Annotated in this window: 7 protein-coding genes and 1 tRNA gene; all 8 read left to right on the forward strand. The window is 37.5% G+C overall.

Features of this window, described 5'->3' with window-relative positions; genetic code table 11:
• The first annotated feature begins 49 nt into the window (after positions 1 to 49).
• The 8 genes from ABFC98_02645 (at position 50) to ABFC98_02680 (ending at position 7,534) form a co-directional block, all read left to right on the forward strand.
• A tRNA-Arg gene (locus ABFC98_02645) sits at positions 50 to 126 on the forward strand.
• A 52-nt stretch (positions 127 to 178) separates the two neighbouring features.
• Positions 179 to 2,089, forward strand: coding sequence for an ABC transporter ATP-binding protein (locus tag ABFC98_02650; protein MEN6444927.1), 1,911 nt, complete (start codon positions 179 to 181; stop codon positions 2,087 to 2,089).
• 33 nt (positions 2,090 to 2,122) lie between these two features.
• Positions 2,123 to 3,067 (forward strand): hypothetical protein, encoded by a 945-nt coding sequence (locus tag ABFC98_02655; protein ID MEN6444928.1) that lies wholly within the window; start codon positions 2,123 to 2,125, stop codon positions 3,065 to 3,067.
• 67 nt (positions 3,068 to 3,134) lie between these two features.
• Complete coding sequence (locus tag ABFC98_02660; protein MEN6444929.1) at positions 3,135 to 3,881, forward strand: glycosyltransferase family 2 protein; 747 nt, start codon at positions 3,135 to 3,137, stop codon at positions 3,879 to 3,881.
• The gene (locus ABFC98_02665) at positions 3,878 to 4,960 is read left to right on the forward strand and encodes a glycosyltransferase family 4 protein (GenBank protein ID MEN6444930.1); all 1,083 of its coding nucleotides are present in this window, start codon (positions 3,878 to 3,880) and stop codon (positions 4,958 to 4,960) included. Before ABFC98_02660 ends, ABFC98_02665 begins: the two co-directional genes overlap by 4 nt.
• Before the next feature lie 61 nt (positions 4,961 to 5,021).
• Positions 5,022 to 6,050, forward strand: a complete 1,029-nt coding sequence (gene waaF / locus ABFC98_02670) for a lipopolysaccharide heptosyltransferase II (GenBank protein MEN6444931.1) — start codon at positions 5,022 to 5,024, stop codon at positions 6,048 to 6,050.
• A gap of 1 nt (position 6,051) precedes the next feature.
• Complete coding sequence (locus ABFC98_02675) at positions 6,052 to 6,795, forward strand: TatD family hydrolase (GenBank protein ID MEN6444932.1); 744 nt, start codon at positions 6,052 to 6,054, stop codon at positions 6,793 to 6,795.
• Positions 6,767 to 7,534, forward strand: coding sequence for a tRNA threonylcarbamoyladenosine dehydratase (locus ABFC98_02680; GenBank protein ID MEN6444933.1), 768 nt, complete (start codon positions 6,767 to 6,769; stop codon positions 7,532 to 7,534). Before ABFC98_02675 ends, ABFC98_02680 begins: the two co-directional genes overlap by 29 nt.
• Positions 7,535 to 8,062 lie beyond the last annotated feature (528 nt).

Below are 8,062 nucleotides of genomic sequence, written 5' to 3' on the forward strand. Positions count from 1 at the left end.
GAAGAAAAAGTTGACAAAATAGGGGATAGAATATTTATGGTCATTAATTGCGCCCTTAGCTCAATTGGATAGAGCATCTGACTACGGATCAGAAGGTTGGGGGTTCGACTCCCTTAGGGCGTGCCACTTTTTTACTTGCCAGCAAATGCTGGCATTTTTTTATGGGAAAATAATAGCTATGAAAAGAAAAAGCAAACAACGATGGAATAATATTATCCTGATTTTCAGGATGATGCTGAAATACTGGCATTATTTACTTGCCGGATTTATCTGTATGCTACTTTTTGCCTTATTCAATGGAGTAAGCATAACACTGGTAATTCCCTTATTTGATTATGTTTTCAAGCCAGGTAAAATCAATTTAAGCTATACCAATTTCGGTGCATTTCTATCCGCTTTGGGAGAAATAATCAAGCAGCATTTCGCTTCTTCCGGAGGATTTTTTGCCGCTCTGCAAAATTACGATTCCTTATGGGAAAGCACAAAATTACTAATGCTGAAAACGGATTCGCTTTCTCTTTTGTATGGTTTATGCATAGCTATTTTCATAATTATCCTATTTAAAAATGTATTCTTTTTGTTGCATAAGATCTTTTTCAATTCCTTGCGGGGAAGAACTATTCGCGATATTCGCAATTATATGTTTAATCGTTATTTAAATCAGTCCCTCACTTTTTTTAGTCGTCATCGGGTGGGGGATGCGATAGTTAGAATGGTGGGTGATGTAGATATAGTTAGTGAACAGCTGATCAATTCTTTTATAAATGTAAGCCGCGAATTGGTTACGGTTATTGTCTTTGCGAGGATTGCGTATTTACTGAATCCAACTTTGATGTTATACAGCATTATTGTTTTGCCGATTTTTTCTTTAACAATAGGGATTTTGGGCAAAAAAATAAAGAAATATTCCAAACGCATTCAGGAACAGCTCTCCAATCTTTTTTCCAATGTAGAAGAAGTGCTGAATAATATGAAGATTGTGCAGGCATTCAGACACGAACATTATGAGCGAAAAAAGTTCGAAACAATAAATAACAAGCATTACAAATTGTGGTATAAGTCACAATATTACGCTTCTTTAAGCACTCCAATCACGGAACTTAATACTGCTATCACAGGAATAGTGGTAATCATTATTGGCGGAAATATGATTCTTGCTCCGGGCAGTAGTTTTTCTTTAGGTGATTTTACTGCTTTTTTATTTGCGCTGTTCTCAATGCTACATCCCTTAAAAGTGATTACTCAGGTCTATACTGACATTCGAAAAGCGCTTGTTTCGCTGGATAGAATTGCCTTGGTGATAAATCAGGAATCCCGCATAAAGGACAAAGAGGACGCCATAGCCAAAGATACATTTGAAAAAGAGATAACCTTTGATGATGTCACTTTTGCCTATAAAGAATCCAAGCCAGTACTGAAACATTTTAGTTTAACTATCCCCAAAGGCAGTAAAGTTGCTTTTGTCGGTTCCAGTGGCGGTGGGAAAACCACTATTGCCAATTTGATGAATCGGCTTTATGATGTTTCTGACGGTGCCATAAAAATAGACGGCATAGATATAAGAGACATAAAATTGGATAGCTTGCGCAAATTATTCGGAGTCGTGACCCAGGAATCAATTTTGTTTTCGCGTTCCATCAAAGAAAATATTGCTTATGGTTCTCAGGATGAAGTTAGCGACGAACAAATAGCTATGGCGGCTCAAATTGCCAATGCGGAAGAATTTATCAATGAGCTGCCCACAAAATATGATGAAGTATTAAGCAGTAAGGGTTCCGATTTATCTGGGGGACAAAAACAACGACTTTGCATTGCTCGTGCCATTGTGGGTGACCCTCCCATTTTAATTTTTGATGAAGCAACTTCCGCTCTGGATACGGATTCCGAACAAAAAGTGCAAATGGCAATTGACAAAGCGACCCAAAACAGAACCGTTATTCTGATTGCACATCGACTTTCCACTATTTTGAAAGCGGATAAAATAGTGGTTTTGGAAAAGGGAAAAATTGTGGGAATGGGAAGTCATTCTGAATTGATGCAAAGTTGCTCTCGCTATCAATATCTTTATAATTTGCAAAATGGAAAATAGTTTTATTTACAGATGTTGGAGCTAAAAGGCAAAATGAAAATAAGTGGCTTTTCTTTTGTGCGCAACGGAATTAAACTGTATTATCCGGTGATAGAATCCATTTTAAGTATTCTGCCTATTTGTGATGAATTTGTCATTGCCGTGGGTAAGGGTGATCCTGATGATGAAACAAGAGAACGCATTCTGGCTTTGAACGAGCCCAAAATTAAGATCATAGATACTGTGTGGGAAGAAAAACTTTGTCAGCGTGGGATGATAAATGCTTGGCAAACTGATATCGCTAAAAAAGAATGCACCGGTGATTGGCTTTTTTATTTGCAGGCGGATGAGGTGGTGCACGAAAAATATTTACCTGTCATCAAAGCGCGCTGTGAGGAATTGCTAAACGATAGGGAAGTAGAGGGTTTGCTCTTTTCTTATAAACACTTTTGGGGCGATTATTATCACTATCATAATGGGCATGGTTGGTATCCTTTTGAAATCAGAATTATTCGAAATGAGCCACATATTCATTCATATCAAAGTGCTCAGTCCTTTCGCTATTTTGAAGATTACGATAATCCGCGTCAAGAAACAGGCACCCGAAAATTAAAAGTAGCCAAAGTGGATGCCGAAATTTATCATTACGGTTGGGTGCGTCCGCCCAATTTGATGCAAAATAAATGCAAAGCATTAAATTCTATCCACTGGGGAAGAGAAAAAGCGGAGGCATATTATCAAAAAGCTCCTCAATATTTTGATTATGGGCCCCTTTCTCAATTGGCTGTTTTTGCCGGAACTCATCCTAAAGTGATGCAAAATATGATAGCTAATTTTAACTGGCAAGATAAATTACAATTAACCGGCAAACCCAATCCTTATCGTGAACCGCATAAACATGAACAATGGAAATATCGCTTTTTAACTTTGATGGAAAAGCACTTCAACGGTGGAAAGCAGATGGGCACTTTTAAGAACTATATTCTCTTAAAAAGATGAGAGGGGAAATTTTCCCTTGAACTGCTTTTTAACAATCCGCAAGCAAAATGAACTGGAAGATGTGTAGATGGAATCCCTTTCCGCAGTTCTGATTGTAAAAAATGAAGCCCAAAATATAACCCGCTGCTTTAAATCACTTGCTTTTGCCGATGAAATTGTGGTTTTGGATACTGGCTCAAATGATGAAACGGTGAATATCTGTAAAAATCTGGGTGCAAAAGTTTATTATTTGGATCAATGGAAGGGATTTGGCAAAGCGAAACAAAAAGCGGTTGATCTTGCTTATTATGATTGGATTCTCTCCCTCGATGCTGATGAAGAACTTAGTGCTGAACTGCAAAAAGAACTTCAGGAACTTAAAAAAAGGAATTTTGACAATTCTGCCTGGCGCATAAAAAGGCGCTCTTTCTATTTGGATAAACCAATTCGGTTTTGCGGTTGGCAAAATGATGCACCGGTGCGTTTATTTAACCGCAAAAAAAGCAGATTTAACGAAAAATTGGTGCATGAAGGCATTCAGACCTCTCAACCGATAAAAAAATGTAAACATTATCTTTGGCATTATACCAATCCCACCCGCGAACAGCATTTTGCTAAAATGCGTTTCTATGCTGAATTAAGCGCTAAACAACTTTATCAGCAAGGAAAAAAATCCAATGAACTTATGGCTTTGGCAAGAGGCATTAATAAATTTTGCAAAATGTTCATTTTCCAGCTGGGCTTTCTGGATGGAGCTACGGGTTTTATTCTTTGTAAAAATTCCGCTTGGGGAATTTGGTATCGCTATCATCTTTTGGGGAAAATGCAAAAATGAAGGTGCTGCATATAGATACGGAAAAAAGTTGGCGAGGAGGTCAACAGCAGGCAGTTTACCTTTATGAAGGTATGCTGAAAAAAGAATATGAATGCGGTTTTTTGTGCTGTCCGGGTTCTGCTTTGCAACAATATTTTAAGGAAAATAATCTACATTGTCACTTGCTATCTTTTAACGGAGAATTTGATCTGTCTGCTGGTTTTAAATTATCTCAGTTATGCCGAAAAAATGCTTATGATATTTTGCAGTTGCATAGCAGTCATTCACTTAGTTGGGGTTTAATGGCAAAATTATTTTATCCTCATCTAAAACTTGTAGCTACTCGCAGAGTGGTTTATCCTATTAATAAAAATATTTTTTCCTCATTTAAATATAAATCCAAGGCAGTAAATAAAATCGTTGCCATATCGGAAAATATTAAGGAAATTCTGATTAGCTGTGGCGTTCCTGAAACCAAAATTGCCGTTATCCACAGTGGAATAGATATCAATAAATTCACTAATGTAGCAGTTCCGGAAAATATGAAAGAACTCTGGCATATTCCTGAAAAAAGCATAATAGTAGGAACCGTAGCTGCCTTTACCAGAGAAAAAGATTATCCTAATTTTTTACAAGCCGCTGCCTTGGCACTAAAAGAAAATCAGGAACTTTTTTTTATGGCTGTAGGAGATGGGGTTTTACTTCCGGAGATGCAAAAAATGGCTCTCGAACTTGGCCTGCAAGGTCATATTGTTTTCACTGGTTTCCAAAAAGAAGTGGGTCAATTTTTACAAATATTAGACATCTTTGTTTTGGCTTCCTCTGCGGAAGGTTTGGGAACATCCATTTTGGAAGCAATGAGTGTAGGACTTCCTGTAATTGGGACAAAAACCGGAGGAATTGCAGAAATGATTAAGAGCGGAGAAAATGGTTTACTGGTTTCTCCTAAAAATCCGGTGGAACTATCCCAAGCGATTTTGAAACTGGCTAATGATCGTGCTTTGAGAGAAAAATATGGAAAAAAAGCTTTGCAAAGCGTGCAGGAATTTAGCAAAGAGCAGATGGTAGATAAATACTTAGGACTATATACTACGCTATGAAAGAAATTCTGAAGTGTAGTCGGAGGATGCTGATCCTACGCAAATTAAAACACAGGAAACTATGAAAGAATCACAAAACATATTAATTGTCCAGACCGCTTTCATTGGCGATGTAATTTTAATAACTCCTTTGATAAAAGCGGTTGCCAAATTATTTCCCAATGCCAAAATTGATGTAATGGTTGTTTCTGAAGCAGCCATACTCTTAAAAAACAATCCTTATGTGCAGGAAGTTATTGTAGATGAAAAGCGTAAAAATGTTTTGCTATCTACTTTGCAACTTATCCAACAAATTAAAGCCAAACATTATGACTTAGCTCTCACTCCGCACAGTTCTTTTCGGTCACATTTAATACTTTATTTAAGTAAAATTCCGGAGAGAATTGGCTTTGATAGAGGATCGGCTAAATGGATGCTGACGAAAAAAATAGAACATCCGGTCGGTCCACATAAGATAGTAAAAAATTTAGACCTGCTGAAACCTTTTAGCGATCAAGAGTTTGATTTGCAAACAGAGCTTTTCCCCTCAGCTAATGATAAACAGAAAGCGGATGAATTGCTTAAACCATTGTCTAAAAAGACATTAATTGCTATTGCTCCCGGTTCCATCTGGAAGACCAAATGTTGGGAACTAAAGTCCTATATCTCACTCTGCCGGAAACTTTTAGATAATGATTATGGCATTGTTTTAATTGGGGGAGGAAGTGATAAACCCCAATGTGACGAAATAGAATATGCTATGGGAAAAAATAATGCCAAGTTAATTAACCTTGCGGGAGTTACTAATTTACTGGAAAGTGCCGCCGTTATCGAAAAATGCTCTTTAATGATTTGTAACGATAGTGGCGCTATGCATATTGCCAATGCGATGCAGATAATGACCTTTGCCTTCTTTGGACCTACCGTTCAGAAATTTGGCTATTATCCTTATCGGGAAGGAGACAGGGTTTTTGAAGTTGATTTAAATTGTAGGCCTTGCGGTAGTCATGGCAGTAAAAAATGCCCGCAAAAACATCATAATTGTATGAAAAATATAGAGGTAGAGACAGTTTTTCAAGCCGTTAAATCTACTTTGCCGAGGATAGAATAAAGTGAATGTTATTGATGCCCATTGCCATTTGGCAAATTTAGCTAAATTAATGCCGATAAGACATTTAATGGAAGAGGCAAACAAACAAGGTATCAGTTTTTGGCTCTCTTCGATACTTACCCAAACGGAAATTGTTTGGCACCAAAATAATCCTGACAATAGAATTGCTTATAGTGCAGGAATTCATCCAAGCTATGATGAATGCGATCTGGAATTGAAAGATCTGGAAGAACTGTGTCACCAGAAAAAGATTTGGGCAATCGGTGAAATCGGGTTGGATAGAAATAATCCTGATTTTAACGGACAGAAAAAGATCTTTATCGCTCAATTGGAACTTGCCAAACAATATAATCTACCAGTTGTCTTACATTTAGTAGGACATACGACGGAAGCTTATAAAATCCTGAAGCAATATAATCTTCAATATCTGGTTCATGGCTATGCTGGTTCCCTACCGGGTTTTAAAGAACTTTTACGCTTGAATACTCTGTTTACAATTTCGGCGCGGTTATTGAAAAAAGATAAAAATGAGCTTTTGCTGGCTATGATAGAAAGTGAACGCTATCTTTTTGAAACGGACATTACGCGCGAATATGTGAAAGAAAATGAGCCCAATCCTCTTTTGCGTTTAATTTCCCTTGTTTCTTCTGTAGCTGAGATATCCGAAATTACCAAAGAACAATTAACTGCCCAACAACAAAAAAACTTTTACGAATATGAACGAAGCGGATTTTTCACGCACTAAACTATTAATTGGAGAAAATGGACTCCAAACATTGGCAAATACCTGTGTTGCAGTTATTGGTTTGGGTGGAGTTGGCTCTTTTACAGTTGAGGCATTAGCCCGAGCTGGAATTGGCAAACTGATTTTGGTTGATTTTGATAAGATCGAACCCAGTAATGTAAACAGACAACTTATAGCCCTGCAATCAACTATCGGTGAATTTAAAGCGGAAGTAGTCCGACAACGCATTTTGGATATCAATCCGCAGGCGGAAGTAATTGTGCATAAGGAAGTTCTAAACAAAGATAATCAAGAACAGTTACTTGCTGGAGCTGATTATTGCGTGGATGCCATTGATTGTCTGAACGCCAAAATCGACCTCTTGGAATTCTTGGTTATCAATGAACGAAAATTTATCAGTGTGATGGGAGCAGGAAATCGGCTTGACCCAACTTTGATTCAGATATCTACTTTGGCTAAAAGTAATAGTTGTCCGTTAGCACGCAGAGTGCGTAAAATGCTCAAAAAAAGAGGAATTGATCTATCCTTTCCCTGTGTTTATTCTTCCGAACAACCTATTAAACCAAATGGGGAGGATATAAATAGAGAGGAAGAAGAAACTGAGCTTGATTTAGACATTACCAGCAATATAAAACATAACAAAATAATCGGCTCCATCAGTTATTTGCCTGCCATAATGGGTATGATGGCTGCCTCGTGGGTTATAAGGTCTATAATTTCAGATGGTGCTAACGGTTAAAAGAGGTCTCACGCAGATTTCGCAGATGCCGCAGATTTAAAAGAATAGGTCTGGGATGAACAGGATGAAAGGGATTTACAGGATTGAATTTTAGAAACAAGGATTTCAGGATTTGTTCACGAAGATTTAAGTTTTGAAACAAGGATTTCAGGATTTTAGGATTAAAAGGATTTCGAATAAAAGTTCCGTCAGGAACGATACATACTAACGACGGGTTTTTAACCCGGCGCACATAGTAACAGCTACAATTAGTCCCCGCGGGACGACAGATTTGAGCGACGGGTTTTAACCCGGCGAAAATATAGGAGGGTTGACGTCCTCGTCAACCACAACAAACAAACTATCAAGCTGTTATAAAATAAAGCGGAAATTATATAACTCAAGCTTATACAGAGTAAGGCAGAAACTGGATAACTCGGTTGTATGTGGAACGACGAGGACGTCGTTCATTCCTGTAAAATATTCTTTTGTAGTATATACAGATTTAAGTTTTAGAATCAAGGATTTTAGGATTAAAAAGATTACGAA

The sequence above is a fragment of the Candidatus Cloacimonas sp. genome (genome assembly GCA_039680785.1).
Classification (GTDB): Bacteria; Cloacimonadota; Cloacimonadia; order Cloacimonadales; family Cloacimonadaceae; genus Cloacimonas.

What these genes read in the sequence shown, in the direction of transcription:
- waaF (MEN6444931.1), top strand. Translation starts at nt 5,022, where the DNA reads ATGAAAGAATCACAAAACATATTAATTGTCCAGACCGCTTTCATTGGC.
- ABFC98_02650 (MEN6444927.1), top strand. Translation starts at nt 179, where the DNA reads ATGAAAAGAAAAAGCAAACAACGATGGAATAATATTATCCTGATTTTC.
- ABFC98_02660 (MEN6444929.1), top strand. Translation starts at nt 3,135, where the DNA reads ATGGAATCCCTTTCCGCAGTTCTGATTGTAAAAAATGAAGCCCAAAAT.
- ABFC98_02655 (MEN6444928.1), top strand. Translation starts at nt 2,123, where the DNA reads ATGAAAATAAGTGGCTTTTCTTTTGTGCGCAACGGAATTAAACTGTAT.
- ABFC98_02680 (MEN6444933.1), top strand. Translation starts at nt 6,767, where the DNA reads ATGAACGAAGCGGATTTTTCACGCACTAAACTATTAATTGGAGAAAAT.
- ABFC98_02665 (MEN6444930.1), top strand. Translation starts at nt 3,878, where the DNA reads ATGAAGGTGCTGCATATAGATACGGAAAAAAGTTGGCGAGGAGGTCAA.